This is a genomic window from Plantactinospora sonchi (assembly GCF_036422035.1).
GTDB classification, from domain to species: Bacteria; Actinomycetota; Actinomycetes; order Mycobacteriales; family Micromonosporaceae; genus Plantactinospora; species Plantactinospora sonchi.
Window position 1 is genome coordinate 263,904 of the sequence record NZ_JAZGQK010000003.1, and the last position, 26,972, is coordinate 290,875.

At 71.8% G+C, this 26,972-nt stretch carries 22 protein-coding genes; 8 read left to right on the forward strand and 14 right to left on the reverse strand.

All coding sequences use genetic code 11. The annotated features are described in order from the left end of the window. Positions 1 to 2 precede the first annotated feature (2 nt). Together V1633_RS04600 and V1633_RS04605 are read right to left on the reverse strand one after the other, a co-directional pair. Positions 3 to 665, reverse strand: coding sequence for a class I SAM-dependent methyltransferase (locus tag V1633_RS04600; RefSeq protein WP_331212885.1), 663 nt, complete (start codon positions 663 to 665; stop codon positions 3 to 5). A 79-nt stretch (positions 666 to 744) separates the two neighbouring features. Then, positions 745 to 2,235, reverse strand: coding sequence for an aldehyde dehydrogenase family protein (locus V1633_RS04605; RefSeq protein WP_331212886.1), 1,491 nt, complete (start codon positions 2,233 to 2,235; stop codon positions 745 to 747). 218 nt (positions 2,236 to 2,453) lie between these two features. Here V1633_RS04605 and V1633_RS04610 point away from each other — a divergent pair, with 218 nt between their 5' ends. The 3 genes from V1633_RS04610 (at position 2,454) to V1633_RS04620 (ending at position 6,285) form a co-directional block, all read left to right on the forward strand. Then, a complete protein-coding gene (locus V1633_RS04610; protein ID WP_331212887.1) occupies positions 2,454 to 3,038 on the forward strand; it encodes an FHA domain-containing protein in 585 nt (194 codons plus the stop codon). Positions 3,039 to 3,284: 246 nt separating this feature from the next. Then, the gene (locus tag V1633_RS04615) at positions 3,285 to 4,340 is read left to right on the forward strand and encodes an alpha/beta fold hydrolase (RefSeq protein ID WP_331212888.1); all 1,056 of its coding nucleotides are present in this window, start codon (positions 3,285 to 3,287) and stop codon (positions 4,338 to 4,340) included. 154 nt (positions 4,341 to 4,494) lie between these two features. Beyond that, the gene (locus V1633_RS04620; RefSeq protein WP_331212889.1) at positions 4,495 to 6,285 is read left to right on the forward strand and encodes a 3-hydroxybutyryl-CoA dehydrogenase; all 1,791 of its coding nucleotides are present in this window, start codon (positions 4,495 to 4,497) and stop codon (positions 6,283 to 6,285) included. Positions 6,286 to 6,377: 92 nt separating this feature from the next. Here V1633_RS04620 and V1633_RS04625 read toward each other — a convergent pair whose 3' ends face one another. From V1633_RS04625 to V1633_RS04650, 6 genes are all read right to left on the reverse strand, one after another. Then, a complete protein-coding gene (locus tag V1633_RS04625; protein WP_331212890.1) occupies positions 6,378 to 7,466 on the reverse strand; it encodes an FG-GAP-like repeat-containing protein in 1,089 nt (362 codons plus the stop codon). 119 nt (positions 7,467 to 7,585) lie between these two features. Beyond that, on the reverse strand, positions 7,586 to 8,707 hold the full coding sequence (locus V1633_RS04630; RefSeq protein WP_331212891.1) for an Ig-like domain-containing protein: 1,122 nt from the start codon (positions 8,705 to 8,707) through the stop codon (positions 7,586 to 7,588). 78 nt (positions 8,708 to 8,785) lie between these two features. Next, positions 8,786 to 9,898 carry an FG-GAP-like repeat-containing protein gene (locus V1633_RS04635; RefSeq protein WP_331212892.1) on the reverse strand — a complete coding sequence of 371 codons (1,113 nt, stop codon included), beginning with the start codon at positions 9,896 to 9,898 and terminating at the stop codon, positions 8,786 to 8,788. A gap of 41 nt (positions 9,899 to 9,939) precedes the next feature. Further along, positions 9,940 to 11,061, reverse strand: a complete 1,122-nt coding sequence (locus V1633_RS04640; RefSeq protein WP_331212893.1) for an Ig-like domain-containing protein — start codon at positions 11,059 to 11,061, stop codon at positions 9,940 to 9,942. Between the two features lie 38 nt (positions 11,062 to 11,099). Then, on the reverse strand, positions 11,100 to 12,215 hold the full coding sequence (locus V1633_RS04645) for an Ig-like domain-containing protein (RefSeq protein ID WP_331212894.1): 1,116 nt from the start codon (positions 12,213 to 12,215) through the stop codon (positions 11,100 to 11,102). 272 nt (positions 12,216 to 12,487) lie between these two features. After that, positions 12,488 to 13,606, reverse strand: a complete 1,119-nt coding sequence (locus V1633_RS04650) for an Ig-like domain-containing protein (protein ID WP_331212895.1) — start codon at positions 13,604 to 13,606, stop codon at positions 12,488 to 12,490. Between the two features lie 223 nt (positions 13,607 to 13,829). Here V1633_RS04650 and V1633_RS04655 point away from each other — a divergent pair, with 223 nt between their 5' ends. Both V1633_RS04655 and V1633_RS04660 read left to right on the forward strand, forming a co-directional pair. Further along, a complete protein-coding gene (locus V1633_RS04655) occupies positions 13,830 to 14,111 on the forward strand; it encodes a hypothetical protein (RefSeq protein ID WP_407951970.1) in 282 nt (93 codons plus the stop codon). A 28-nt stretch (positions 14,112 to 14,139) separates the two neighbouring features. Further along, the gene (locus V1633_RS04660; protein ID WP_331212897.1) at positions 14,140 to 14,940 is read left to right on the forward strand and encodes an alpha/beta hydrolase; all 801 of its coding nucleotides are present in this window, start codon (positions 14,140 to 14,142) and stop codon (positions 14,938 to 14,940) included. 4 nt (positions 14,941 to 14,944) lie between these two features. Here the strand turns inward: V1633_RS04660 and V1633_RS04665 are convergent, their stop codons facing one another. The 6 genes from V1633_RS04665 to V1633_RS04690 all read right to left on the reverse strand — a co-directional run bounded on the left by V1633_RS04665 (position 14,945) and on the right by V1633_RS04690 (position 21,619). Continuing rightward, positions 14,945 to 15,955, reverse strand: coding sequence for a glycosyltransferase family 2 protein (locus V1633_RS04665; RefSeq protein ID WP_331212898.1), 1,011 nt, complete (start codon positions 15,953 to 15,955; stop codon positions 14,945 to 14,947). Next, the gene (locus V1633_RS04670; RefSeq protein ID WP_331212899.1) at positions 15,952 to 16,806 is read right to left on the reverse strand and encodes a glycosyltransferase; all 855 of its coding nucleotides are present in this window, start codon (positions 16,804 to 16,806) and stop codon (positions 15,952 to 15,954) included. The genes V1633_RS04665 and V1633_RS04670 overlap by 4 nt, the downstream gene beginning before the upstream one ends. Further along, on the reverse strand, positions 16,803 to 17,651 hold the full coding sequence (locus V1633_RS04675; protein WP_331212900.1) for a glycosyltransferase family 2 protein: 849 nt from the start codon (positions 17,649 to 17,651) through the stop codon (positions 16,803 to 16,805). Before V1633_RS04675 ends, V1633_RS04670 begins: the two co-directional genes overlap by 4 nt. A 72-nt stretch (positions 17,652 to 17,723) precedes the next feature. Beyond that, the gene (locus V1633_RS04680) at positions 17,724 to 19,127 is read right to left on the reverse strand and encodes an O-antigen ligase family protein (RefSeq protein WP_331212901.1); all 1,404 of its coding nucleotides are present in this window, start codon (positions 19,125 to 19,127) and stop codon (positions 17,724 to 17,726) included. A gap of 53 nt (positions 19,128 to 19,180) precedes the next feature. Then, on the reverse strand, positions 19,181 to 20,221 hold the full coding sequence (locus V1633_RS04685) for a hypothetical protein (RefSeq protein ID WP_331212902.1): 1,041 nt from the start codon (positions 20,219 to 20,221) through the stop codon (positions 19,181 to 19,183). Between the two features lie 60 nt (positions 20,222 to 20,281). Further along, on the reverse strand, positions 20,282 to 21,619 hold the full coding sequence (locus V1633_RS04690) for a glycosyltransferase family 4 protein (protein ID WP_331212903.1): 1,338 nt from the start codon (positions 21,617 to 21,619) through the stop codon (positions 20,282 to 20,284). 856 nt (positions 21,620 to 22,475) lie between these two features. Here V1633_RS04690 and V1633_RS04695 point away from each other — a divergent pair. The 3 genes from V1633_RS04695 (at position 22,476) to V1633_RS04705 (ending at position 26,968) form a co-directional block, all read left to right on the forward strand. Further along, positions 22,476 to 25,337 (forward strand): PQQ-dependent sugar dehydrogenase, encoded by a 2,862-nt coding sequence (locus V1633_RS04695; RefSeq protein WP_331212904.1) that lies wholly within the window; start codon positions 22,476 to 22,478, stop codon positions 25,335 to 25,337. Positions 25,338 to 25,400: 63 nt separating this feature from the next. Further along, positions 25,401 to 26,354 (forward strand): hypothetical protein, encoded by a 954-nt coding sequence (locus tag V1633_RS04700; RefSeq protein WP_331212905.1) that lies wholly within the window; start codon positions 25,401 to 25,403, stop codon positions 26,352 to 26,354. Continuing rightward, positions 26,354 to 26,968, forward strand: coding sequence for a DUF4865 family protein (locus V1633_RS04705; protein ID WP_331212906.1), 615 nt, complete (start codon positions 26,354 to 26,356; stop codon positions 26,966 to 26,968). Before V1633_RS04700 ends, V1633_RS04705 begins: the two co-directional genes overlap by 1 nt. Positions 26,969 to 26,972: the final 4 nt, after the last annotated feature.

Consider the following 26,972-nt stretch of genomic DNA (forward strand, 5'->3'; position numbering starts at 1 on the left):
GCTCAGGCCGCCGCGGTGCGGACCGCGATCAGGGACTTGATCAGACCGGCGAGCCGTTCGGCGCGGATCTGTGAGTACGGGAAGTAGTGCCGCATCTGGGAACGGTCCACCAGCTCGGTCCAGAGGACCTGCTGGATCGCGATCTCCCGGCTGTCCGGACGGGTGTGCGCGAGCGGCCAGCGTCGGGCCAGCGCCACCCGGAACCGGACCGGGGTGAACTGCATCCCCGGCGCGATCCAGTGTGGCTCGATGGGGAAGTAGCGGTAGGGCGTCTGCACCCAGTGCGCGTCGGCGAGCGCGTGCACCGTCTCGGCGAACCGCAGCCGTCGCTCGTGCCCGCCGACGTGCTCCAGTACGGAGTTGGAGAAGACCAGGTCGTAGCGGCGGCCGGCGATCCGCGACGGGAGTGCGCAGGCGTCGCCGTGGTCGACCTCGGCCCAGTCCGGTACGTCGGCCGGCGCCTGCTCCAGGTTCACCACGTGTACGTGCTTCGGTCGTACCGCGCTCTGCGCCCAGGTGCTCACCCGTCCGCCGAGGTCGATGACGGACATCTGGGCCAGGTCCGGGAACGTCTCGGCGAGCCAGCCGGCCCGACGTTGTCGCCGCCGGGCTCCCCAGGAGTTCTCGCTGTCGACCAGGCGGAATCGCAACGCGTGCAGCCCCATTGGGTGAACGGTACCGATGCGGGAAGCGACGAGGGATGTCCTACCCGCCTATTTGTCGCCACGATCGGTTAGTTACATTTCACCGCCCGTACAATATCCGCGCCATTTTCACAATGCGCTCGACCTGGGCGGGAGTCCGCGCAAAGGTCATCGCGGGCAATGGCGACGGTCCGCGTCGCCTGGTGACGGCTTTCGAGCGGGCGAATTCCCGCAGTCCGTCCGCGCCGTGGATACGCCCGAATCCCGAGTCGCCGACCCCGCCGAAGGGGAGTGTCGACATTCCGACGAAGGTGAGCGTGGAGTTCACCGCGACCATTCCGGACCGGATCCGGGCGGCCAGTTCGGTGGCCCGGCGTCGGCCGAAGACGGACCCGCCGAGCCCGTACGGCAGGGCGTTGGCCCGGGCCACCGCCTCGTCGGCGTCGGCGACCCGGTTGATGGTCAGCGTCGGGCCGAAGGTCTCCTCGCGGACCGCGTCGGCGTCCTCGGGCACCTCGACCAGGATCGTCGGCCGGACGTACGGCGGCTGTACCGCCTCCGGACCGCCGAGCACGGCCCGCCCGCCCCGGTCGATGGCGTCGGTGATGTGCTGCCGGATCACCTCGATCTGCCGGGGCATGGTGATCGGGCCGATGTCGGCGTCGTCCGCTCCCACGGTCAGCCGGCCGGCCTTCGCCACCACCTTCTCGACGAACGTGTCGTGCACGGCGTCGACGACGTACGCGCGCTCGATGCCGATGCAGGTCTGGCCGGCGTTGGTCAGTGCACCCCAGACGCAGGCGTCCGCCGCGGCGTCCAGGTCGGCGTCGGCGTCGACGATCATCGCGTCCTTGCCGCCGGCCTCCAGGACGACCGGGGTGAGCGACTCGGCGCAGCTGGCCATCACCCGCTTGGCGGTGGCGGTGGAACCGGTGAACGCGAGCTTGTCCACCCCGGACCGGCAGAGCGCCGCACCGACCTCGCCGAGCCCGTGCACGGCCCGGAACACCGGCTGCTCGGGTACGACCTCGGCGAAGCTGTCGACCAGCCACTGCCCGACCGCCGGGCTGTACTCGCTGGGCTTGAAGACCACGGTGTTCCCGGCCGCGAGCGCGTAGCAGAGCGAGCCGACCGGAGTCAGCACCGGATAGTTCCACGGCCCGATCACCCCGACCACCCCGTACGGCTGGTACTCCAGGTGCGCGGAGTGTTCGACGAGGACGAGCCGGGAGCGTACCCGGCGCCGGCGGAGCACCCGCTTGGCGTTCCGGGCCGCCCAGTCGACGTGTTCGATGGCCGCGAGGATCTCCACCACCGCGTCGGCGATCGGCTTGCCGGTCTCCCGGTGGGACAGTGCGGCGAGTTCGGAGATCCGGTTCGCCAGCAACGCCCGCCACCGCAACAGCCGGGTACGGCGACTGGCGAAGCCGAGCCCGGCCCACCAGTCGGTCGCCGCCCGGGCCCGGTCGACCGCCCGGGTGACCGCCGCCGGATCGGCGACCGGGAACCGTCCCGCCAGTTCCCCGGTCGCCGGGTTGGTGGAGACCAGTTCGCCGTCGTCGATCGTCGGCACGCCGGGAGCGGTCGTCATGGCGCGAGTCTAGACCCGAGCGTTACTCGCGGGTAGGTACGCGAATGAACATGATCGTCAACGTTCACGCACCGAACCGGCAACCCCGGACCACCGGCCGGACACGCCGACTCGGTCCGCCCGGACGTGGAGGCCGGGCCACGCCGGATGGGAAGCTGACCCCAGAGCCGGCGTTGCCGCGCCGGCCGGGTGGGGACGGGGTGGATTGGGGCGGATCCATGTCCGACGAGCTGCATCTCATGCCGCTGTTGACCGTGACCAGCGGACCGTTGCGGGGGGCGAGTTTCCGGCTGCGGCCGGGGCTGTGCCGGATCGGTCGGGAGGGCGGCGTCGACGTGCTGCTCGACGATCCGCTGGTCAGCCGTCGGCACGCCGCCGTCGAGCTGGGCGGCGGACGGGCGCTGCTGGTCGACACCGGCTCGACCAACGGGACCTGGCTCAACGACCGTCGGATCGGCGCGGGGACCGAACTGCGGGACGGCGACCGGATCCGGATCGGCCACGTCGAGCTGCGCTTCTTCGACCCCGGCTCGGCCCCGACCGAGCCGGTCGGCACGCTGCGTAGGCTGCCGCCGCCGCTCGTCGTACCGCCGGCACCGGCCGTCGTACCGGTGGGGGCCGGGACCGGCCCGAGATCAGCGCCGCTGCCGGCTCCGCCCGGGCCGAGCGGGTCGGCGGCCGCCGCGCTCACCATGCCGACCCAGCTGATGGGTACGCCCCGGCGGTCCCGCCGGATGCTGCTGCTGTTCGGCGCCGCCGCCCTGGTCGGCTGGCTGGCCTGGGCCTACCTCGCCCTGGGCTGAGTACCCGGGTCGGCGTCGCTGTCGACCGGGATGTCGGCTCCGCCCGCTCCGGCGGCGCGGGTCGGGGGAGTCGGCGGAACCGACGGCGAACCAGCCGGCGGCACGCGACACCGGACCCGACGGTTTCCGGCATCGAGGCTGGTGGCGGCTCGGATCCGGGGATGGCGGCCGGGCCCTCGGCGGCGGGCCGGGATATGGCGGTCGGCCACATGGAGCGGCCCCGACCCGACTGGCATGATCCCGCGAATGGAGATCGGGCGTAGGGAGATCATCGCCAACGGCATCCGGCAGCGGGTGCTGGTGGCCGGCGCCGAGGACGGCGAGCCGGTACTGCTGATCCACGGCAACTGCTCCTCCGCCGACTTCTGGCAGCCGCTGCTGCGGCGGCTCCCGGCGACCCTGCGGGTGGTCGCCCCCGACCTGCGCGGCTACGGCGGTACCGAGACCGCCCCGCTGGACGCGACCCGGGGCCTGAGCGACTTCGCCGACGACGTGGCCGCGCTGCTCGACATACCCGGGCTGTTCCCGTCGGGGGCACGGCCGGTGGTGGCCGGGCACTCGCTCGGCGGGGGAGTGGCGATGCGGCTGCTGGTCGACCACCCCGACCGGGTGGCCGGGCTGCTGCTGGCGGCGCCGGTGTCGCCGTACGGGTTCGGCGGCACCCGGGACCTGGTCGGCACCCCGACCACCCCGGACTTCGCCGGCACCGGGGCGGGCAGCGCCAACCCGGACTTCGTACAGCGGCTCGCCGCCGGGGACCGGGGAGCCGACGGCCCGACCAGCCCGCGCAACGTGCTGCGCGGCGCGTACGTGGCGGACCCGGCGAGCCTCGGTCCGGACGAGGAACTGCTGCTCGACTCGGTACTCTCCACCGCCGTCGGTGACGACAACTACCCGGGTACCGCCGAGCGGGTCGAGACCTGGCCGGGTACCGCGCCGGGGGACCGGGGCGTGCTGAACACCCTGGCCCCGAAGCACTTCCGGATCGCCGACGAACTGGTCGCCGTCCCGGTCAAGCCGCCGATCACCTGGGTACGCGGCGACGCCGACGTGATCGTCTCGGACACCTCTCTGTTCGACCTGGCGTACCTCGGCTCGCTCGGCCTGGTCCCCGGCTGGCCCGGCGCGGACGCCTGCCCGCCGCAGCCGATGGTCGGCCAGACCCGGGCGGTGCTGGAGCGGTACGCGGTGGCCGGCGGCAGCTACCGGGAGCTGGTCTTCGCCGGCTGCGGCCACTCACCGAACGTCGAACGGCCGGCCGAGTTCGTCGCCGCGCTGCTGGAGCTGACCGGCGCCCGCTGACCGAAGGGGTCGGATCCTCCGCGGCCGCTCGACGGGGCGACCGGCACCCGGGCGGACGTGCCGTTCCGACAGCGGCGCACGGCATGGCAGACTCGCGCGCAGTGCGCTTGGTGGCCGTTCGGGTGGCGGCCCGGCAACGACGCGGGAGGCTCCAGTGGCAGACGGGTTCACCGACGGAACCGGCATCTCGCGGGTGGGCGTCGTCGGCCTCGGGACCATGGGCGCCGGCATCGCGGAGGTCTTCGCCCGCAGCGGACTCGAGGTGGTCGCCGTCGAGATCACCCCGGAGGCGCTGGAACGCGGCCGGGCCATCCTCACCGCCTCCACCGAGCGGGCGGTACGCCGGGGCAAACTCGCCGAGGCCGACCGGGACGCCCTGCTCGGCCGGGTGACCTTCGCGGCCGGACTGGCCGCGCTGGCCGACGTGAACCTGGTCGTCGAGGCGGTGCCCGAGCGGCTGGACCTGAAGCGGCGGCTCTTCGCCGACCTGGACACCATCTGCAAGCCCAACGCGATCCTGGCCAGCAACACCTCCTCGCTGAGTGTCACCGAGATCGCCGTCGCCACCGGCCGGCCGGGTCAGGTCATCGGCATGCACTTCTTCAACCCGGCGCCGGTGATGAAGCTGGTCGAGGTGGTCCGGACGGTGGTCACCGCCCCCGAGGTGGTGACCACCGTCGAGACGCTCTGCGCCCGGCTCGGCAAGGTCGGGGTGACCATCGGCGACCGGGCCGGGTTTGTCGCCAACGCGCTGCTCTTCGGCTATCTCAACCAGGCCGTCGGCATGTACGACGCCGGCCACGCCTCCCGCGAGGAGATCGACACCGCGATGCGGCTCGGCGCCGGGCTGCCGATGGGTCCGCTCGCCCTGCTGGACCTGATCGGCCTCGACACGGCGTACGAGATCCTGGAGACCATGTACCGGCGGGGTGGCCGCAACCAGCGGCACGCCCCGGCCCCGCTGCTGCGCCAGATGGTGGTGGCGGGCCTGCTCGGCCGCAAGTCCGGCCAGGGCTTCTACCGGTACGAGCAGCCGGGTTCGGCGAAGGTCGCAGCCGACGGGTCGACGGCGGAGGAGGCGTCGCCGGACGGCGGTCGTCCGGTCGGCACCGTCGGGGTGGTCGGGTCCGGGGCGCCCGCCGCCGCCCTCGTCGACCTCTTCGCCGGGGCCGGGTACACCGTGGCCCCGGTGCCGTGGGCCGGCCCGGAGGCCGCCGTGGACCCGACCGGGCTCGCCGCCCCTGATTTCGCCGGGTTCACCGAGCCGGACCTCGCCACGCTGGCCGACCTGGACCTGGTCGTGGTGGCGACCCCCGACGTGCCCGCGACCCCCGACGGGGCGGCGCACTCCAACGGGTTGGCCGGGCAGCGGGCGCTCTTCGCCGAGCTGGGCCGGCGGTGCGGGCCGGAGACGCTGCTCGTCGCCACCGGCGCCGTGCTGCCGGTGATCGAGCTGGCGATGGCGACCGGGCGGCCGGCCGACGTGGTCGGCCTGCACTTCGGCACGGTGGCACCGGAGGCACCCCTGGTGGAGATCGTCCGTACCGTCCGGACCTCGGCGGAGGCGGTCGCCACCGCCCGGTCGGTCTGCGCCCGGCTCGGACGGACCGCGGTGGTCTGCGCCGACCGGGCCGGGTACGTCGTCAACAACCTGCTGTTCCCGTACCTGAACGACGCGGTGCGGATGCTCGCCGAGTCGTACGCGACGGCGGACGACATCGACCACGCGATGACGCTCGGCTGCGGCTACCCGGTCGGGCCGTTCGCGATGCTGGACCGGATCGGCCTGGATGTCGCGCTGGCCGTGCAACGGGGGCTCTACCGGTCGACGCGGGAACCGGGGCTGGCTCCGGCGTCCCTGCTGGAGCAGTTGGTCACCGCCGGTTGCCTCGGCCGGCGTACCGGTCGAGGCTTCCGCGACCACCCGGCGACCCCGGCCGGCTGACCACCCGGCGACCCCCCCCGGCCCCGGTCGATCGGACATAACCCCGGCCCCGGTTGACCGGACACGATTCTGGACCGGACGTCCGGCCGGGTTCAGCGGGCGAGTCGCAGGCTGACCGCCGCGTTGCTGGCCCGGCCCTGCTCGGTGAGCCGGTAGACGAACCGGTCGGCCGCGGCCCGGGCGTTCGGGTTCGGCCGGTAGATGATCGTCCCGGCGCTGGTGATCTGCACCGACCCGTGCGCCGGCGAGGTGACGATGCTGAGCCTGGCCCTGCCGGTGGCGTAGTCGTTGGCGCGTACCGCGAGGTTGGTGGCTCGGAGGCCGCTGACCCGGAAGTTGTCCAGGATCGCCGTGGGACTCCGGTGGAAGGCGCCGGTACCGGTACCGAGGAAGACGTGTTGTACGCCGGTCATGGTGCTGGTGGTACGGACGTCCAGGTGCCCGTCGCCGTTCACGTCCAGCGCCTCGACCGTCCACTGGTCGTCACCGTTCACGTCACCCTGCAGGTCCACCACCGTGCCGTCGTCGAGCACCACCACCACTCCGGTGAAGTAGCTCCCGCAGCCCTCGAAATACCCGATGACGACGTCCATCGCCGTGTCGGCGTCGAAGTCCGCGAGCTGGAACTCGGGCCGGCCGGAGCAGTACCGCACCGGACCGGGCGTCAGCGCCCCGGTGCCGGTGTTCAGGTACGTGGTGAAACCGTCTCCCTGGTCGGTCCACTCGTAGACGTCCTGTCGACCGTCCCCGTTGAAGTCGGCGGTGCCGATGTAGCTGGGCTGGAAGATGGTGTCGAAGCCGGCCGAGACGGCGAACCCGTCGAGCACCAGCAGGGTGTGGTCGACCGACGGCGGCGGCCCGGAGAACCAGGTGATCGCCAGCTCCTCGGCGGCGTCGCCGTCGAGGTCGAGCCCGACCCCCATGTCCGGGCAGTAGAGCGCCGACAGGTACGGATAGGACTCCGCCGGTGCGTAGCCGCCGCCGGGCAGGCCGAGTTCGACCAGGATCCCGCACTGGTTCGGGCCGGACAGGTGACTGAGGGTGTTCCGGTCCGCGACCCCGTCGCCGTTCACGTCGGCGACGATCGGCTCGTCCGGCCCACCGGCCCGGACCGGTACGGTCGTGGCGACCAGAGCCACGGTCACCGTGACGGTGACGGCGGCAAGTCGTCGAGCCCACATGGCGCCTCCTCGGCGTTGGGTGGCCGTCCGGGTGGGCCGGCCTTCGAGGCATACATGCCCAGCTCAGCGACATGATGTCCGGATAATAGTCCAATGTGCCGAAAACGTAATAAAACGCATCACGTGGTCGGAATCTTGATCAGCACGCTCGCCGTGCTGCTCCGGCCGTCCTGGTCGATCCGGTAGACGAACTGGTCGGCCACGCCAGGGTCCGGGCCGGGCAGGTACTCCACGTACCGGCCGTCGGTGACCCGTAGCGTGCCGGCGGTCGGCGGGGTGACGATCTCGATCCGGGCCCGCCGGGTGACCCAGTCGTTCACCTGTACCGGAACCGGGGTCGGGCCGACCCTCGCGACCGTGAAGGTGTCCTGGACGGCCAGCGGGGAGACGACAAAGGCACCGGTTCCGGTCGCCAGGAAGGTGCGTCGCTCCCCACTCGGCACGTGGTAGGTGACCACGTCCGGTACGCCGTTGCGGTCCGCGTTCAGCACGTGCAGCGTCCAGCCCGACCGGTCGTCGACGGCTCCCTGCAACTCGACCAGGGTGCCGTCGTCGAGCACCACCGCGACTCCGCGCGAGCTGTCCGCGCACCGTTCGAGGTAGGCCAGCGCGACGTCCGTCGCCCCGTTCCGGTCGAAGTCGGCCAGCCGGTGCTGGACCAGCGCGGCGCAGTACCGCACCGGCCCGGCCCGCAGCGTGCCGATTCCCGGGTTGAGGAAGGTGGCGAAGCCGTCACCCTGGTCGGTCCAGACGTAGAGATCGGGGCGCCGGTCACCGTCGAAGTCAGCCAGGCCGAGGTGGTTGGGGCGGCGCGGCGCCCGGACCTGATCCACCGGAGTGAGGTTCCGCAGTACCACCAGGTTCTCCTCGGCCCCCCACGGATGACCCCCGTACCAGCCCACCACCAGTTCGTCCACCGCCGGCGTACCGGCCACCGGCGGGTCGAGGTCGACCGCGACCCCCAGGCTCGGGCAGCGGATCGCGGCGGGGGAGCCGAGCGGCAGGTAGGGATACCGGCGAGGGGCGAGGAAACCGCCCTCGGCCGTACCGAACTCGACCGCGACGGCACAGGCGCGCGGCGGTGCGGTGCCGAGCCGGAGCCGGTCGCGTACCCCGTCACCGTTGAGGTCACCGAAGAACAGCTCCCCGGGCCCGGCCGCCGAGGCGGCCGGAGTGAGCATCAGACCGACAGTGATGAGTGTGGCCGTGACGGCCACGGCGGCGACCGGCTTCCTCCACATGACGTTCCTCCGGGGTGAGATGACACGGCGCGGCGGGGACGGCGCACGCGGGTGGACGGGAACGCTGGATGGCGACGGTCAGCCGACGATCTTCAGGCTGACCGCGGCGTTGCTGGTCCGGCCGTCCTGGGTCAGCCGGTAGACGAAGACATCGCTGGTGCCGTGTACCGGGTTCGGGGTGTAGATGACGGTGCCGTTGGTGGTCACCTTCACCGTTCCGTACTGCGGTGGGCTCCAGATGGTGACCCGCGCCCGGTCGGTGGCGTAGTCGTTGGCCAGTACCTGGATGCCGGTCGCCTTGGTGCCGCTGACCGTCGGATAGTCGCGGACCGCGACCGGGGACCGGACGAAGGTGCCGTTGCCGACGCTGATGAAGGTGGTGATCTCGCCGGTGAACTGCTCGTAGGCGGTGATGTCGAGCCACCCGTCATGGTTGGCGTCGACCGTCTCGACCGTCCAACTCCCCAACCCCTCCACGTCGGCGTGCAGGTGGACCTGGCGTCCGTCGTCGAGGAGCACGACGACCCCGCTGAAGTACGCACCGCACCCCTCGATGTACGCGATCACCACGTCCATCGCGCCGTTGCGGTTGAAGTCGCCGAGGCGATAGGTGAGTGGACCGGAGCAGTGGTGGACCGGGCCCGGCACCAGCGTGCCGGTACCTGTGGCGAGATAGGTGGCGAAACCCTCGCCCTGGTCGGTCCACTCGTAGATGTCCTGCCGCCGGTCGCCGTCGAAGTCGGCGGTGCCGATGTAGCTGGGTTGGTAGATGGTGTTGAAGCCGTGGGCGACCCGGAAGTTGTCCAGCACCAGCAGCGTGCTCGACACGGTCGTGGGCGGCCCGGCGAACCAGGTCACCGCGAGTTCGGCCGGAACGTCCGCGTCGAGGTTCAGCCCCACCCCCATGTCCGGGCAGTTCGGCTCGTCGGCCGGCAGCGAGAGATAGGAGTAGGCCTGCTGCGGCCCGTAGCCGCCGCCGGCGAGCCCCAGGCTGACCACCACCTGGCAGGCGACCGCGGCTCCCATGACCGCGGTGAGCACCGCCCGGTCCGGCCGGGCGTCCCCGTTCACGTCGACGATCATCGGCTCGCCGGGCCCACCGGCCGTGGCCGGGAGCGCACCGAGACCCGTCGCGCCGACCGTCGCCATGGTCACCACCACGGTGACCGCGGCGATCCGCCTACCCCTCATGGCACGCCTCCTCGGGCTGGCCAACCCGGACCGGGTTGGACTTATCCGGTCCACCGGATGTACACGACCGCGCTGCTCCGCCGGCCGTCGTCGGTCAGTTGGTAGGTGAACCGGTCCGTCGTGCCGTGGTTCGCCCGGGGCCGGTAGACGATCCGGCCGCCGCTGATCACCTGGGCGGTGCCGTACCGGGGCGGCGAGGTGATGGTGACCGTCGCCGCGCTGGTCGCCCAGTCGTTCGCGAGCACGCTGATCGTCACGGCCCGGGTGCCGGTGAGGTAGACGGTGTCGGTGTTCGCCTGCGGCGTCTGGACGTACCGGCCGCCGGTGTTGATGAAGTAGTCGACCTCGCCGGTGAGCCGGGAGACGGTCCGGATGTCCGGTAACCGGTCAGCGTTGAGGTGTGTCACCCGCACGGTCCAGGTCTCCATCCCGATCGGGTCGCGCTCCAGTTCCAGCGGGGTGCCGTCGTCCAGCACCACCGTCACTCCGCTGGCGAAGGTGGCCGACAGGCAGCGTTCGGTGTAGCTGTTGACGAAGTCCATCCGGCCGTCGACGTCGAGGTCGCTCAGCTCGTACTGGATCGGCCGGGCGCACCACTCCGCCGGTCCGGGGGTCAGTGTGCCGTTGCCCAGGTTCAGGTACGTCTCGATGCCCTGCCCCTGGTCGGTGACCGAGTAGACGTCCTGACGGCCGTCGCCGTTGAAGTCGGCCTCGCCCAGGTAGTACGGCGCGAAGACCGCCTCGACGAGGCCGAACGACGGCTGGAACGCGGTGTTCAGCACCATCAGGTTGTACGGCAGGGTCGGCGGCGGGCCCGGATACCAGGCCACCACCAGTTCCTCGGTCCGGTCGGTGTCCAGGTCGATCGCCACCCCAAGTTCGGGGCAGCGGGTGCTGGGCCCGCTGCCGCCCGGTCGCAGGTAGACGTAGGCCGCCGGAAGCCGGTAGTCGCCGGACGGGGTGCCGTACTCGACGATGACCGAGCAGAAGTCCGGGTCGACCACCCCGAGGGTGACCCGGTCGGTGAAGCCGTCGCCGTTGACGTCGCCGATTATCTGCTCGCCCCGGCCGCCGGCCCAGGCCGGAGCGGCGCGGCCGACGACCGCACCCGCCGTGACCAGCAGCATTGCCGCCGTCAGCAGGGCTGTGCGCTTCCGCCACATGGCGTTCGCCTCCTCGTGCGTACGTCGGTGTTCGGGATTCAGCCCGGGAACTGGACGGTGACCGTCGCGGTGCTCCGCTTTCCGTCCTCGCGGAGCTGGTAGGTGAACCGGTCGGTGCGGCCGTACCGGGGGTTCGGCCGGTAGACGATCCGTCCGTCGGACTGCACCTGGACCCTGCCGTACCGGGGCTGTTGGGTGATGACCAACTCAACGTTCCGGGTGGCGTAGTCGTTGGCGAGCACGTCGATCGCCAGCGCCTTGACCGAGGGAAGTCGGACCCGGTCGGTGTTCGCGTCCGGCGCCTTGATGAAGGTGGTCTCGGTGCCGACCGTGTGGTTGATGAAGTGGTTGACCTGGCCGGTGCCACGGTTCACGGTGCGGACGTCGGTGTACCGGTCGTCGTTGGCGTTCACCGCCTGGCTGCCCCAGGACGTCGCGCCGGTCGGATCGGTCTCCAGGATCTGCGCGACCGTGCCGTTGTTGCGGATCCGCAGCACGCCACTGCTGTTGTCGGCGCAGCTCTGCCGGTAGCTGACCAGCACGCCGTCAACGCCGTCGCGGTTGAAGTCGCCCACGATGACCGCGGGGCTGTCGACGGTGCAGAACGCGACCGGTCCCGGTACCACCGAGGCGCCGTTGATCACGAAGTTCTGCACCCCACCCGGCCCCACGTCGTACGGGCTCTTCCGGCCGCCCAGGATGAACGTTCCCACCCCGACGAAGCTGGGTTGCCGGATGAGCGAGGTGTGGTACGCGCTGGGTATGAAGGTCGGCGGCTGCAGCACGAGGCGGTTGAAGGAGACGGTGACCGGCGCATCGGTGGACCAGCCCACCCAGAGTTCGTCGGCGGGGTCGTCGTCCACGCTGAGCGCGACCCCGACGTCCGGGCAGTGCGCCTCGGAGGTGCCGTTGGGGCGCAGGTAGGTGTAGGCGACCGGCGGTGCGTAGACACCGGGTGCCTGACCGAGTTCGACGATCGTCGAGCAGAGGTTGGGGGCGGTTTCGCCGAGGACCGCGAGGTCGGTGATTCCGTCGGCGTTGAAGTCCCCGTAGAGGGGCTCGCCGGGTAGGGCCGCGTGGGCGGCGGGTGCCGCCGCACCGGTCGCGATCGCGACGAGCACCGCGACCGCTGCCGCAAGGCGCCTGCTGGACATGGTGCCTCCTGCTGTTAACCCCGTTCCGTATGCTGGACCGCTCCTGATACGGACGTTAGACACCTTTTGATAGAGGTCGTTCCGGTCTGACTGTGATCCGACAGCTCTCCTGGGAACATTTCCGCAGTTCAGGACGTTTGTCGGCGCTGCTCTCGGGGTGCTGCGGCGCCGGATTGCCGGGTCGACTCGAACCGTGCTCGGAGCCGGTCGGCGTTCCACCACCCCCCGGCCGGGTCCCGCCGCACCGGCGAATCCGGCGTGGCGTCCTCGCGCTACGGCGCCGCCGGGAAGGTGAGGTAGACCACCGCACTGCTGCGCCGGCCTTCCCGGAGGAGCGCGTAGGTGAACCGGTCGGTCCGACCGTGGGTCGGGTTCGGCGAGTAGAGGATCCGGCGGTCGGACAGCACCTGCACCCGGCCGTACCGGGGTGGAGTCGTCACGATCACCTCGGTCTCCGACGCCGTCCAGTCGTTGGCCAACACGTCGATCGCGATCGGCCGGCTGCGGGGCAGGGTGACCCGGTCGGTGTTCGCCTTCGGGCCCCGGACGAAGTCGCCCAGGCCGGTGCTGTAGTAGTACTCGACCCGGCCGGTGCCGAGGTTCTCGGCCCGGACGTCCAGCAGCTGGTCAGGGCTGAGGTAGGCGGTGGTGACCCGCCAGCGGCTCTCGCCGGCCGGGTCGTGTTCCAACCGGCGTACGGTGCCGTCGTCGAACAGCACCACCACGCCGCTGCTGTTGTCGCCGCAGGCCCGACGGTACGACAGCAGCGTGTCGATCGCCGCGTCGTTGTCGAACCGGGCGTGGACGAAGGCGGGCGCGTCGACCGAACACCACTGCTGTGGGCCGACAACGGGGAGACCTTCCACGAGAATCGCGGTGCTGTAGCCGCCGGGACCGATCACGAAGGGCAGCGCCCGTCCCGTGCCGGTGAAGTCCGCCGACCCGACGACGGTCGGCGCGTTGATCTGCGCGGCCTGGTAGGTGAGGAGCGTCGTGAAGTTCTGGTCGATGATGAGCCGGTTGTAAGTCACGCCGGGTGGCGGTCCGTTGCTCCAGGCGACATAGAGTTCGTCCGTCTGGTCGTTGTCGGCATCGAAAGCGGTGCCGATGTCCGGGCAGTTGGTCCCGGTCGTCACCCCGGGCGCCTGGTAGACGAAGGCGATCGGCGGTACGAAGACGCCCTGCCCGGCGCCGTACTCCACGATCATCGAGCAGAGGTTGGGGTTGATGGCTCCCAGAACCACCCGATCTCTGATCATGTCCATGTTGAAATCGCCGTAGATCGGGTCGCCGGCCCGCTCGGCGACGGCGGACGGCGTCGCGACGAACGCGGCGGCCGCGGTAACCGCGGTGGTGAGGATGGTCAGGGTGGTGACGCGCCTGCTCCACATGGCGCCCTCCTTGCTCCGTAGCCGCCGTCCGTTCAGGGACGACCGCTATTCGCGAACGTTAAACCTGTATGCGGCGTTTTTGCTGATGCTGACTGTGATCTGACAGCTACCTGAGGTAATGGAGATCGCGGTCGTGGTGCCTTGATCGGCCGGTGTCCCGGCTGCGTACGCTGGAAAGGTGAGTCCCCGTCGCAACCGACCCCGCCCCGAGGAGGCCCCGCCGCTGGACCGGGAGCGGCTGGAGCGCGGCGTCGGCTCGGTGCAGACGTGGCAGGACGGCGAATGGCAGGTCCGGGCCATCCCCGCCTCCGCCGCCGGGAAGACGTACCGCTGTCCCGGCTGTGTCCAGGAGATCCGGCCCGGGGTGGCGCACGTGGTGGCCTGGCCAGCCGACGGCCGGGGTGACCTCGGTGACCGGCGCCACTGGCACACCGGCTGCTGGCGGGCCCGGGACCGGCGGGCCCCCGGGGTGGAACGCTCCCGCAGCGCCCCCCGGTACGGCTGACCCCGTAGACCTGGGTGAGACTGGACCGGTGAGCACACCGATCCGCGCCGCCAGCATCCTGCCCGCCCGCCGGGAGGACATCGAGCTGCACACCGCCGACGGCCTGCGCCTGGTCGGCGAACTGGCGCTGCCGGCCGACCGGGAACCGGTCGCCACCCTGATCTGCCTGCACCCGCTGCCCACCCACGGCGGGATGATGGACAGCCACGTGTTCCGCAAGGCCGCCTGGCGGCTGCCCGCGCTGGCCGACCTCGCGGTGCTGCGGTTCAACACCCGGGGCACCAGCAGCGTGCGCGGCACCAGCGAGGGAACCTTCGACGCCGGTGACGCCGAACGCTACGACGTGGCCGCCGCGATCGAGTACGCCGAGTTCAACGAACTGCCGAACATCTGGCTGGTCGGCTGGTCGTTCGGCACCGACCTCACCCTCCGGCACGGCTGCGACCCCGGCGTGGTCGGCGCGATCCTGCTCTCGCCGCCGCTGCGTACCGCCGACGACGACGACCTGGCCACCTGGGCCGCCTCCGGTCGGCCCCTGACCGCGCTGGTTCCCGAGTTCGACGACTACCTGCGTCCGGACGAGGCCCGACGCCGGTTCGCGGTCGTCCCGCAGGCCGAGGTGGTCGCGGTGGCGGGGGCCAAACACCTCTGGGTCGGCGACGCCGAGACCGTGCTGGACGAGATCGTCCGCCGGGTCAACCCGGCCGTCCCGGTGCCGCTCCCCACCACCTGGGACGGTCCGATGGAGACCGGCGACGCCAGCGCGTACGCCGACCGGACCGTGGCCGCGTTCGCCGACCTACCGGTGTCGAAGCCCGAGTCGCACTGACCGGTCAGGCAGCGCCCCGGGCGCCGCTGGCCGGGGCGCTCCCGGTGGGCGGGGCGCTGACGGACCCGCCCGGTTCGTCGATCTCCACCGGGCCGAGTTCGGCGGCGGGCGGCCAACCGGCCAGCCAGACCCGCCGCTGCCGCCACACCTCGCGCCAGTAGCCGGCCCGGCCGGTCACCCGGGAGCCCAGTGCCCGGAGGGCGATGCCGAGCCGCAGCAGTGTCCGGCCCAGCACGGCACGCGAGCGGGACCAGCGCAGCCGCTGGAAGGTGACCTGCCCGCGCAGCAGCATCACGCGCTTGCCGGCACTGGTCGACGCGGCGCCGCCGACGTGCACCACCCGGGCCGTCGGCACCAGCACCGGGCGCGCCCCGATCGCGGTCGCCCGCAGGCAGAGATCGAGGTCCTCGCTGTACATGAAGTAGTCCGGGGTGAAGCCGCCGAGCTGGGCGAAGAGCGTGCGACGGACCAGCAGCAGACAACCGGAGGCGGCCGGCACCCGGACCAGGGTCGACCGGTCCAGCCAGGGCAGCGCCTCCCGGTTGAAGAGCCGGGAGCGCGGAAAGAGCTTGGACAGGCCGGTGGCGAAGCAGGTGAGGGTCCACAGCGACGGCGGGCCGAAGACCGAATGGCCGTCGTCCGCGCCGTCCGCGCCGAGGGTACGGCCGGCGTAGACACCGTGTCCCGGATGCTCCCGGGTGAAGGCGAGCAGCTCGCCGATGACGTTGCCGACCGGTTCGGTGTCCGGGTTGAGCAGCATCAGCCAGTCACCCCGGGCCCGGGCCGCGCCGACGTTGACCGCCCGGCCGAACCCGACGTTGCGGGCCAGCCGGACCACCTGCGCCTCCGGGAAGGCCGCCGCCACCGCCGCCGCCGAACCGTCCGTCGAGTTGTTGTCGACCACGATCACCTCGTACGGCTCGCCGGGGCACGCCGTACCGAGACCGGTCAGGGCGGTCAGGATCAGCTCGCGGGTCTGGTACGACACCACGACCACACTCACCAGCGGCTTCACGACCCCGCCCCCGTCATCGGGTCACCCTCCGGGCGGCGGCTCGACTCGTCCCGTCCCCACCGCTCCCGGGTGCCCGGTCGGCGGGCGGAGGCGGCGGCCAGCACGGTCAGACCGGCGTAACAGACCCCGGCGGGCAGCAGCCACGGCCGGGGCAGCACCACGTCGACCAGCCAGGACGTCCGCCGGGCCGGTCGGACCTGGTCGTCGCCGGCCCGCAGGGTGGCGTTGCCGGCCCGGACCCGGCCGAGTCGGCGCAGCAGGTCGACGGTACGTCGGGGGGTGGCCACCACGGTCGCCACCGAGGTCACCTCCCGCTTCTCGGCGTCGGTGAACTGCGAGTCCAGGAACAGGTCGTCGGCGACCACGTCCGGGAACCGGCCGAACCGGGCCCGACCGGCGGCGGAGAGCGCGATCGCGCCCCGGCCGAAGAGCGCGTTCCGGTAGGCGGGGTGCCGGCGGTTGATCGCGTAGTAGGCGCGTACCAGCAGGGGACGGCCGGTGGTGTCCAGCCGGCGGCCGGGCGCGGCGGCCAGCACCCCCGGCCCGTCGAGCGCGGCGGCGAGTGCCCGGACCGCGGCGGCGTCCAGCCCGATGTCGGCGTCGAGATAGATCCGGGGAAATCCGGTGACGGCGGCGTCACCGGCGTTCAGCGCACCGGGCTTGCCGGCCTCGGGCAGCTCCAGCACCGTCACCCCGGGCACCGAGCGGGCCAGGTCGGCGGTGCCGTCGGTACAGCCGTTGGCGACCACCACCACCTCGAACTCCCCGGGCCCCGCGTCGGCGAGCAGGGTGCGCAGGGTCCGGCCGAGCACCGCCGCCTCGTTGTGCGCGGCGATCACCACGCTGGTCACCACGGTGCCCGCCCGGTCAACGCGAGCCGGATCCGGCGGGCGGCGTTGCGTCGGCGCAACCGCCAGCCCTGATATTCCCGCAGGTCGAGCGGGGCGGCCTGGACCACCCGGGCGGAGTGCCGCATCTGCGCCGTCCACTCGGCGACCGTGGCCACCCCGGTCCGGCGGGCCGACAGCGGTCGGCGGGCCAGGAAGTCGGCGTCGGTCCGGTAGATCGTGTGCGGGCTGCGCGGGTCGTCCATGTGGTCCTCGGGGAGGAAGGGGTGGTACCAGCCGTTCGTCCAGCCGAGCCGGGCGGAGCGCAGGCACCAGGCGGTGAAGGTCTCCCCGTCGCGCAGCGGACCCACCTGGTCGAGCGTCTCGCGCTTGAGCAGGTAGCCGCTGCCCTGCACCCAGTGGTTGCGCAGCAGTCGGTGCCCGCCGGGATAGTCGGCGAGCTTCGCCGCGACCAGGCTGTCGTCGACGTCCTCGGGCGGGAAACGCCAGGTGCCGATGACGCCGAACCCGGGGACGTCCCGGTGTGCCCGGCGCAGCGTGTCGAGCCAGGTCGGATCGGGCAGGCAGTCGTCGTCCACCTTGCTGAGGTACGCCCCGGTCGACTCCCGCCACAGCCAGTTCGTCGGCTCGGTCAGCCCGGCGTTGACCGGGTTGTGGTGGAACCGGTGCACCCGGGGGTGTCCGCGGAACTCCTCGACCGCGTCCAGGGTGGGCTGGTCGGTGCCGTTGTGCCAGAGCCACACCCGGGCGTCCGGAGGGCAGGTCGCCAACAGGTGCGGCAGCGAGAGCCGGACGTACTCCGGCCGGTCGTACGTGATCATGAGGATGTCGACGCCGTCGTCACTCATGCCGCTCCTCGCTGCGCTCGTCAACGCCATGAGCCGTCAACCTGGGCCAGCCGATTCGCTCGCTCCGCTCGCTCATGCCGGTCCCGCCTCCTCGCCGCGTTCGTCCGTCCTGGTCCGGGCGGTCCGACCCGCCTCGATCACGTTGATACGTTCCGCCCTGGTCAGCCGCCACAGCGCGCCGGACAGGCCGAGCAGCAGGTGCACCGTGATGAAGAACGTCGTGAAGTACATCGAGTCGAAGGTGAAGCCGGAGACGGCGGCGACACCGAGCGCCACGGCGAGCACCGCCGCCAGGTCACGGTCGCGTTCCGACCGGGCGAACCGGCGTACCCGACCGGCCACCACCACCCCGGACATGAAGAAGACGGTGAGCCCGGCGACCCCGATGAACCCGGTCTGGACCAGGGTGGTCAGCCACTGGTTGTCGAGCAGTTGGTACAGCTCGGGCAGGAAGGTGCCGATGCCCCGGCCGAGCCACGGACGTTCCCGGATGAACGGCGCCACGTAGTCGTAGTCCTCCACCCGGGCCTGCACGCTGGGATCGCTCTCGCCGGCGAGCAGCAGCGACTTCAGGGTGGCCAGCAGCCCCGGCCGGACGGTCTGGATCAACGCGGTGAGAAAACAGCCGACCACCAGCACGTTGAAGGTGGTCCGCAGCGGCCAGACCAGGATGAAGAGCAGGATGGCGGCGCCGAGGGCGAGCACCCCGGTCCGGGACAGCGAGATCGGGATGACCGCCGCCTGGACCATCGCCAGCGCACCGTAGATCTGCCGGTCCCGCCGCCTGTCGGCGAACCGGGCGAAGTGGATCGCCACCACCAGGCCGATCACCATCAGCACGCTGAACTCGATGTAGTGCCCGGCGGTGCCGGCGACCCGGACCAGCCCGTCGCCGCCCCGCTCCCGGAAGCCGACCACCTCCCGGTGGAAGGTCAGCAGCGGCGGCAGTTTCATGTACGTGGTCAGGTCGATCCGGGTGACGAACTGGGTCAGCGCGACGAACGCCATGAAGGCGCAGCCCCAGCAGAGCCAGCGCAGGATCGTGTCGATGCGTTCCCGGGTCAGTACGCCGTCCGCCGCGGCGAGCAGGATCCCGGCGCCGGCCAGCGCCTGCAGCAGGGTCCGCTCGGCGCCGTTGACCTCCAGCACCGGCATCCCCCGGGCCTGCCCGGCGATGTAGGAGAGCAGCAGGGTGACCAGATAGATCGCCATGGCCCAGCGCATCGGCTGCTGCCCCCGGGTGACCAGGCTCGGGTGCAGCCGGCTCAGCCCCCACCAGACCAGCAGTCCGAACCCCACCATCAACCCCGGCTTGCCGAGGTCGCTCAGCGGCGGGAAGACCAGCCGGAACGGCAGCAGGTAGGCGAGCAGGAGCGAGGCGATGATGGCGGCCGTCGCATCCGGGAAGTGGCGGACGGTGGGGGCGATGCCGTCGTACACCGTGTCGGATCGCCGCGCGGATAGATAGGTCGGCACGTCGCTCGTCTCGTCCGTGCGCCGTCACCCGGCGCTGCTGGGGCTTTCGGCGATCATTGGGACGAATCCTCGGCGGGGTTCCGGACGGTGGTCAGCAGGATGGTCTCGTCGGACTGCGGCGCGGACCGGTATCCGCCCCGGGTCGGCGGTCCGGCCGGGCCACGGTCCCCGGTCCGGTCCGGCCCGGGACCCCGCTCCTCGGCGGCGTGTGCGGCACGCCCGTTGGCCAGGTGTCCGGCCGCCCGGTCGTGGTCGCCGGGGTACGCGGGTCCCCGGTCGTCGCCCGGGCGTCCGGCGATCTTCGCGGCGGCGGCCGAGAGCGGCTGGGTGGCGTCCCGTCCGCCCGGCGCCGACGGCGCCGACCGGGCGGCGGGAGCCGGGGTGACCGAGGGCTGGCCACCGGAGCGGTTCGCTCCGACCGCGGCCTGGCCCCCGTTCCAGGTCATCGGGGTACGCGGATCGCGGCGGCCGAGTCGCGCGGCCGCCCGGCGGCGGAGCACCGCGTCGTAGACGACGGCGGCGACCGCGGCGAGCAGCAGACCGATAGCGGCGATCACCACCTGCGCCCGGAGCACGTTGGAGCGGGACGGGACGATGTTCAGCCCCGGGTCGAGCACCTGGGTGGTGATCTGCTCGCCCGGCCTCGGCTGGTACTCGGCCTGCTTTCCGGCCACCTCGTCGGTGAGCAGCTGGGTCACCGCGATCACGGTCGCCCGCGCGCTCTGCTCGGTGGCGGCGGTGACCGCCACGGTCAGGATCGAGCTCCGGGTCACCAGGCCGACCTCGTAGTCCGGGTCACCGCCGGCCGCCGCCACCCTCATCCGGGCGTCGTGCGAGGAGATCGAGATCTGCACCGCCTGGGCCATCTGGTTCTCGCCGAGGCGCAGCCACGGGTTGCCCGGCTGCGGGGTGGCGTCGGGCTCCGGCGCCGCCTGGGCGGTGGTCGGCGGGACGAGCAGGATGGCCGCCTCGGTCTTGTACTCCGGCTGGATCGCCAGACCGAACGCGAAGGCGGCGCCGAGGGTCCCGACCACGATCGGGGCCGAGACGTACCACCGCCGAAACATGAGTTTCAGCAGGTCGAGCAGGTCCATCGGGCCACCCCTTCGCCGGGTGCGGAAGTGCTGGTGTCGTTGTCGTTACGGCGGCGCTCGTCAGTTCGGCAGGCGCGCGGCATCGGCTCCGCTATCGGGTGAAACTTGGTTGTAGCCGTTTGGCGACGGCCGGAGCAATCGATCCCAGAGTCGGATGTACGACTTGACCTGGTGGTCCCAGGCGAGTTCGGCAATGAACCGTTGACGGCCCGTACGACGCATTTCGGCCCGGGCGTGTCCGTCACTGAGCAGCTGGTCGATGGCCTTGGCGAATTCGTCCGGACTGCCGGTCTGCACATAACTCGCGGCCCGGTCGGCGGTACGTCGGGTCTCCAGCAGGTCCACCGCGACGACCGGTACGCCCCGGGCGACGTACTCCACCGTCTTGGCCATCGTGTAGAACTCGGCCATCCGGCTCGGCAGGTCCGGCTGGATCGCGATCGACGCGGAGCAGAGCAGCGCGTCCACCTCGTCGGACTCCAGCCAGCCGGTGAACCGTACGACGTCGTCGACGCCCCGGTCCGCGGCGAGCCGGCGCAGTTCGGGCAGGCTCTCCCCGTCACCGGCGACGACCAGTTCCCAGTCGTCGGCGCCGCGCAGGCCGACCAGCCGCTCGGCGGCGAGCACCGCGGCCTCGACGTTGTCCTGCGGGTTGATCACCCCGACGTAGACGATCCGCTGCCGGTCCCGGTTGCCCGGGTGGGCGACGTCCGTCCCGGACCCGCTGTCCGGGCCGGTCTGCGGGGGCCGGCCGGCGGGGTGCGGAGCGACCCCGTCCGGGCCGAGCAGCCCGGCCCGGCCGACCTCGGCCAGCGCGGGACCGTTGCGGACCACCACCACCTTCTCCGGCGGGCAGCCGCCCCGGCCCATCGCCAGCTCCCGGAACGACTCGTTGGTGGCGACCACGGCGGTGGCGACCCGCCAGGAGAGCCGCTCGAAGAGCTTCAGCGTCCAGAGCACCGCCGGTCGGGGGGTGCCGGACTTGCACTCGTAGAGTTCCGGGCTCAGGTCGTGGTGGTCGAAGACGAACGGGCGCCCCAGCGCCCGCATCAGCAGTCCGACGATCCAGAAGACGTCCGGCGGGTTGCAGGCCTGCACGGCGTCGACCCGGCCCCGCAGCATCAGGCCGAGCAGTCGTACGGTGACCGCGATCAGCGCCCAGGCGAACTCGGCGGCGAAGGAGAGGACACCCTTCCCGGCCAGCGGCTGGGGAAAGGAGTGGATCCGGGCGGCCACCGTGCCCGGCACCAGCGCGGGCCGCCGCGGACCTCGGGGACAGATCACCGATGCCCGGTAGCCGGCGGCCTCCAGGGCCTGGCACTCCCGGATCACCCGGCGGTCCCGTTCGGCCGGTAGATTGACCACGACGATGACCACGTGCGGGCGTCGATCGGCCATCTCTAACTCCCATCCGCGCAGCTCGGACGACGTTTTCGATGGAGGGTCGCGGCATTGGGGAAATACGCCGCGACCCGAATGAAACTCGTTGTCACCGGGGCATACGCCACCGGCGCCTGTCCTACAAAGACACTGCTCTACCGGCCCGCTGTGGGCAAGGACCGCGCATTGACGAGTCTGTCGACTTACTTACAAGGTCACGACCGATCGGCCGATTGTTCGTTCACTCATTCATCCCCGTCTCAGCGGGCCGGACGGCTGCACTTCCGCGATATCGCCGACAAATCGCCGCGGCCTGTGCCACATGCGCACTGATTGAGCGATCTTCGTCCGCATTCGCGTTTTGACGCGGCGGGCTTTTCTTCGTGCCCCCGGTGCCCGACCGGGCCGGGCGGCACGGTGCCGCGGTTCGACCCGGCGACCGGGGCGGCCGCCCCGGGTATCCCGTTCGCCGGCTCGGCGGACGCCAACGCCCGCCGGAGCGTCGGCCCGGCTGTCGTGCCCGGTCAACCAGCCGACGCTGGTGGACGGCACGTCCGTGATCTACCGGTCGGGCCCGCCGTGCGCCGGTGCGAGCCGAGCCTTCGGTAACCACTCAGCGTGTCGAAGATCGGCCACCGGTGGCTGCGGGACAGCTGTCCCGCCGGGTCGGGCCGATTGTCGTGCCACCGGTCGCCGATGGTTCCGACCCGTCGATCAAACGTCTGACCTGCGGAGCTGATCGGGCGTTAAGTCGGTCTGCTTGACGCCGGCCCCGGTCGGGCTCGCGACAGTCCGGTCGGTCACCGACGGTGATCCTGATGGCGAGCAACGGGTGTCGGGCGAGCCGGCCCCGGGCTCGCGGAGGGAGGCCGTCATGACGCGAGTACTGCGGCGGAGTTGGGCGCTGACCCTGACCGTCCTGCTCGGCGTGCCGGTACTGGTCGGGCTGCCGCCGGTGCATCCCAGGCCGGCGGCGGCGGTCCCGCAGGGCTTCACCCAGCAGGTGGTCTACACCGGTCTCACCCGGCCGACCAAACTGGTCTTCTCCCCGGACGGGCGGGTCTTCGTCGCCGAGAAGAGCGGAATCATCAAGGTCTTCGACAGCCTCTCCGACGACACCGCGACGATCTTCGCCGACCTGCGTCCCAAGGTGTACGACTTCACCGACCTCGGCCTGATCGGCCTCGCCCTGGCCCCGAACTTCCCCACCGACCCGTACGTCTACGTCAGCTACAGCTACGACGGGGTGATCGGCGGCAGCGCGCCGACGTACCACGACAACTGTCCGAAGATCGGCGACTGCGCGGCGAGTGCCCGGGTCTCCCGGCTGCGGGCCAGCGGCGACGTGATGACCGGCAACGAACAGGTGCTGCTGCACGACTGGTGCCACCAGATCGACAGCCACTCGATCGGCGACCTCGGCTTCGGCCCCGACGGGGCGCTCTACGTCTCCGGCGGCGAGGGGGCGTCGGCGACCTTCACCGACTACGGACAGGCCGGCAACCCGACCAACCCGTGCGGGGACCCGCCCGCCCCGGCCGGCGGGGCGATGAGTCCGCCGACCGCCGAGGGCGGCGCGCTGCGCGCCCAGGACATCCGGTCCGCCGCCGACCCGACCGGGCTGAGCGGGACGCTGATCCGGATCTCGCCGACCACCGGCGCCGCGCTGCCGGACAACCCGCTCGCCGCCAGCGCCGACCCGAACAACCGGCGGATCGTCGCCTACGGGCTGCGCAACTCGTTCCGGTGGACGTTCCGACCGGGGACCAGCGAGGTGTGGGCCGGTGACGTGGGATGGCGTACCTGGGAGGAGATCAACCGGATCGTCGACCCGGCGATCGGACCGGTCCGCAACTACGGCTGGCCGTGTTACGAGGGCAACGCGGCGCAGGGCGGCTACAACGCGGCGAACCTGACGCTGTGCGAGAGCCTCTACGCCAACCCGGCGGTGGTGCCGCCGTACCACACGTACCAGCACAGCCAGTCGGTGGCGACCGGGGACGGCTGCCGTACCGGCGGGTCGTCGCCGGCCGGGGTGGCGTTCTACCCGACCAGCGGCGGCGGCTACCCGTCGACGTACGCCGGGGCGCTGTTCTTCGCCGACTACTCCCGCGGCTGCCTCTGGGCGATGCGGGCCGGCGCCGACGGGTTGCCCGACCCGGCCAGGATCGTGCCGTTCGCCGCCACCCCCGGCGTGGTCGACCTGCGGATCGGGCCGGAGAACGATCTCTACTACGTGGACCTCACCGGCGGTACGGTGCGCCGGTTCCACTACAGCTCCGGCAACCAGATCCCCCGTGCGGTCGTCGACGCGACCCCGACCAGCGGGAACTCCCCGCTGACGGTCTCCTTCGACGCGGTCGGCTCCACCGACCCGGACCCGGGCGACATCCTGGAGTACCAGTGGGACTTCACCAACGACGGCACCGTCGACGCGACCGGGCTGACCGCCAGCCACCGGTACACGTCGGTCGGCACGTACACGGCCCGACTGCGGGTGGTCGACATCGGCGGACTCAGCGACACCGCGACCGTGCAGATCCGGGTCGGCACCGCCGCCCCGGTGCCGGTGGTGGAGACCCCGACCGCGGCGCTGCGCTGGGCGACCGGGCAGACGGTCACCTTCCAGGGCCACGCCACCGACCCGCAGCAGGGCACCCTGCCGGCGTCGGCGCTGAGCTGGGCGCTGGTCCTGCAGCACTGCAGCACGGTGGACAACTGTCACAGCCATCCGGTGCGGGACTGGACCGGGGTCAAGGGCGGCGAGTTCCTCGCCCCGGACCACGAGTACCCGTCCTATCTGGAGCTGACCCTGACCGCCCGGGACACCGGCGGACTGACCGGCAGCACGACCCTGCGACTCGACCCGCAGACCGTCCGGATCTCGCTGGCCACCAGGCCGGCCGGGCTGCGGATCAACCTGAACGGGCGCAACCTCACCACCCCGAACAGTGCCGAGGTGATCGTCGGGTCGACCAACACGGTCAGCGCACCCGGGCCGCAGACCCTCGGCCCCGCGACGTACACCTTCGGAAGCTGGTCGGACGACGGCGCGGCGACTCACGTGGTCACCGCCCCGGCCACCGCGCGGACGTACACCGCGACCTACGACGGCGTCGCCGGCACCTGCGGCGACAGCTACGGCTACACCTGTACGACCCAGCCGAACCGTCCCTTCGCGCCGGCCGACGCCACCGTACTGCCGCTCACCGGCGACAACACGACGACCCAGGTGAGCCTGCCGTTCCCGGTGCCGTACTACGGCCAGATCTACACCCGGGCCTGGGTGGACGGCAACGGCACCCTGTCGTTCGTCGACCCGGGCGGCTCGTGGCCGACCAACAAGCCGGTGCCGAACGCGGCGAAGCCGAACGCCGCTCTCCTGCCGTTCTGGGACGACCTGGAGGTGCTGGCCGACTCCAGCGTCCGGACCGCCCGGATCGGCACCGCGCCCGACCGGCAGTTCGTGGTCGAGTGGCGCAACGTGGGGCTGAAGGGGGCGGGGGCGGCCAGGATCAGCTTCCAGGTGCTGATCTCGGAGTGGGGCCAGGTCGTCTTCAACTACACCGCGCTGAACGCCGGCCGGGAGCTGGGGAACTCGGCGACCGTCGGGATCGAGAACCCGACCGGCAGCGGCGGGGTGCAGTACTCCTACAACCAGCTCGTGCTGGCGAACAACAGGGCGATCGTCTTCACCCCACCGGCGCTGACCCCGATCACCGGCGGCACGTCGTAGCCGTCCGGACCCGCCGCCGGAATCAACTGGACCCGTCGACGCCGACCCGGCATCGTGGCCCAGGTGAGTGCTGACGAACTGTCGGACGCCGAGCGGCGGGTGTGGGCCCGGTTGCCGGCCGGCACCGACGCGGCGCTGCGCGGGCTCTCCGCCACCGACCTGCAGACGCTGTTGCTGTCGGTCGCCCGAATCCGCGCGTCTCGGGTACGGCCGGCCGAACTGCTCCGCCGCTGGCGGTCCGACCGCTTCGTCCGTCCCGCCACCAGCGATCCCCGGGCTCTGGGTGCGGTGGAGGCGCGGATGTGGCGACTGCTGCCCGCCCGGTTCGAGGGTGTGGAGCTGTCTCCGGTCGTACCGCTGGGAACGTCCTCGGCGGTCGGCCCGGTGAGCCAGAACCGGATCGTCACCACGATGCGGTCGACCGAGGTGCTCAGCGACTCGACCAACGCCCTGGCGATCGAGGCGGCCGACCGGCGCCTGCGGCAGCCGGCGACGGGCGAGGTGCATCTGGCCGCCAGCCACCGACAACTGCGCGCGCAGCGTTTCGGTCCGGGAATGGCCGCGCACTTCCGGCTCCTCACACTGGTCTCCAGCGCGCGTGACACCGGTTCGGGCCGCACCCAGGCCCGACTGCTCGCCCTGCACCTCGGCTACTGGCAGCGTGTTCTGGCGACCCTGCCGCCGTCCGCGACGCCACGGCTGCGGTTCACCGTCTTCGACAACCCCGTGCTGGCGGAACGGATCACCGACACCGTGCTGCCCGCCCTCGACGCGGCGGACCGCACGGCGGCGTCGGCGGTGCCGGTCGTCGAGGAGGGAGACCGGGAACGCGGTCGTGGCTACTACGCCGACGCCGCGCTGCGGATCACCTTCTGGCAGGGTGGGGAGGTCGTCGAACTCGGCGACGGCGGCTTCACCACCTGGACCGCCCAGTTGACGGGCAACGCCAAGGAACGGTGTCTGGTCTCCTGCCTCGCCACCGAACGACTCGCCGCCCACCCCACGGAGCACCACTGATGTACGCCAAGCAGTACGAGATCACCCTGCCCGCCGACTACGACATGCGGATCATCCACCGCCGGGTCGCCGACTACGGCCACCTGCTCGACGACCGGGCCGGGTTGGCGCTGAAGGCGTACCTGGTCCGGGAACGTGGGGTCGACGGCTCGCCGGTCAACCAGTACGCGCCGTTCTACCTGTGGCGGGACACCGGCGAGATGGCCCGGTTCCTGGTCGGCGGAGGCGGCTTCCAGGGCATCGTCCGCGACTTCGGTCGGCCCGCCGTCCGGCACTGGACCGGGCTGGCCACGGTGGCCGGGGCGGCCCGGGACAGCGCGCCGAGGGCCGCCTCACGCCGACTGACAGCGCTGCCCGAGGAGGCCGACCCCGAGCGCACCGGGCTGGGGCTGGCGGCCCGGATCGAGCGGGAGGTCGAGGAGCTGTCGCTGCTCGGCGGCCGGGACGACGTACACACCGCGATCCTGGCGATCGATCCGCAGCACTGGCGGCTGCTGCGCTTCGTGCTCTGGCGGGACACGGTCGACGCGGCCGAGCCGGCCACCGAGCGGTACCGGGTGCCGCACCTCTCCGCGCCCGAGCTGGCCGAACTGCCCGCCGGCCGGCACTGGTAGCCCG

Coding starts and splice junctions, on each gene's coding strand:
- V1633_RS04600 (WP_331212885.1), bottom strand. CDS start 665: ATGGGGCTGCACGCGTTGCGATTCCGCCTGGTCGACAGCGAGAACTCC.
- V1633_RS04605 (WP_331212886.1), bottom strand. CDS start 2,235: ATGACGACCGCTCCCGGCGTGCCGACGATCGACGACGGCGAACTGGTC.
- V1633_RS04610 (WP_331212887.1), top strand. CDS start 2,454: ATGTCCGACGAGCTGCATCTCATGCCGCTGTTGACCGTGACCAGCGGA.
- V1633_RS04615 (WP_331212888.1), top strand. CDS start 3,285: ATGGAGATCGGGCGTAGGGAGATCATCGCCAACGGCATCCGGCAGCGG.
- V1633_RS04625 (WP_331212890.1), bottom strand. CDS start 7,466: ATGTGGGCTCGACGACTTGCCGCCGTCACCGTCACGGTGACCGTGGCT.
- V1633_RS04630 (WP_331212891.1), bottom strand. CDS start 8,707: ATGTGGAGGAAGCCGGTCGCCGCCGTGGCCGTCACGGCCACACTCATC.
- V1633_RS04635 (WP_331212892.1), bottom strand. CDS start 9,898: ATGAGGGGTAGGCGGATCGCCGCGGTCACCGTGGTGGTGACCATGGCG.
- V1633_RS04640 (WP_331212893.1), bottom strand. CDS start 11,061: ATGTGGCGGAAGCGCACAGCCCTGCTGACGGCGGCAATGCTGCTGGTC.
- V1633_RS04645 (WP_331212894.1), bottom strand. CDS start 12,215: ATGTCCAGCAGGCGCCTTGCGGCAGCGGTCGCGGTGCTCGTCGCGATC.
- V1633_RS04650 (WP_331212895.1), bottom strand. CDS start 13,606: ATGTGGAGCAGGCGCGTCACCACCCTGACCATCCTCACCACCGCGGTT.
- V1633_RS04675 (WP_331212900.1), bottom strand. CDS start 17,651: ATGAGTGACGACGGCGTCGACATCCTCATGATCACGTACGACCGGCCG.
- V1633_RS04685 (WP_331212902.1), bottom strand. CDS start 20,221: ATGGACCTGCTCGACCTGCTGAAACTCATGTTTCGGCGGTGGTACGTC.
- V1633_RS04690 (WP_331212903.1), bottom strand. CDS start 21,619: ATGGCCGATCGACGCCCGCACGTGGTCATCGTCGTGGTCAATCTACCG.
- V1633_RS04695 (WP_331212904.1), top strand. CDS start 22,476: ATGACGCGAGTACTGCGGCGGAGTTGGGCGCTGACCCTGACCGTCCTG.
- V1633_RS04705 (WP_331212906.1), top strand. CDS start 26,354: ATGTACGCCAAGCAGTACGAGATCACCCTGCCCGCCGACTACGACATG.